This window comes from Pseudoalteromonas sp. ABE4_541, assembly GCF_056312285.1.
The window spans coordinates 1-686 of sequence record NZ_JBSVEM010000050.1 but is presented as its reverse complement, the minus strand read 5'-3'; the positions used below and the strand labels follow the sequence as shown (position 1 = coordinate 686).

The 686-nt window shown below is 43.9% G+C and carries 2 protein-coding genes; both read left to right on the top strand.

Annotation, left to right across the window (positions count from 1 at the left end):
- The coding region (locus ACW689_RS21420) for a phosphopantetheine-binding protein (protein WP_476294442.1) at positions 1-365 on the top strand (365 nt) is incomplete at its 5' end.
- On the top strand, positions 362-686 hold a 325-nt coding region (locus ACW689_RS21415), incomplete at its 3' end, for a TubC N-terminal docking domain-related protein (protein ID WP_476294440.1). The genes ACW689_RS21420 and ACW689_RS21415, both read left to right, overlap by 4 nt.

Below are 686 nucleotides of genomic sequence, written 5' to 3'. Positions count from 1 at the left end.
AAACCAGTAACGGAAAGATAGACAGAAAAGCGTTACCCAAACCGACGGCCATGGACGACACGGTCAGCTACCGAGCACCGACAACAGAGACAGAGCAACAGCTGGTTGAGATCTGGAGTGAGTTGCTACATCTCGATTTCCACAAGATTAGTATTGAGGCTTGTTTCTTTGAAATAGGAGGAAACTCGCTGTTATCTATCAGGGTACTTACTGCGATTAAAGAACGGTTCGAAATTCAGCCTGAACTGTCAGATGTGTATGAACTGACAACGGTTTTGGAATTGGCAAAGTACATTGATGAACTCTTGGCGCTGAAACGCATAACGCTAAAAGAAGAAGAATTAGAAAGCGAAGGATGGTTATGAAGGCATCAGATATCGTTAAGCTTGCAACTGAGAGTGGCGTTATTCTCTTTGTAGAAAATGGCAAGCTTGGATTTAAAGTCAAAAAAGGTGGAGCGCTCAGTGCAGAGCTGAAAAGTGCAATTCAATCCAATCGAGACTCGGTTATCCACTATGTTAAGCAGTATAGTGAATCTTCAGTTAAACGAAGTTACATAATGCCAGTCGATAGACAGCAAGGTAATTTGCAGCTGTCCTACGCCCAGCAGCGCTTGTGGTTTATTGATCAATTACAAGGTGGCAGTGCCCAATACAATATGCCAGCGGCTTTTGAGCTAACCGGGC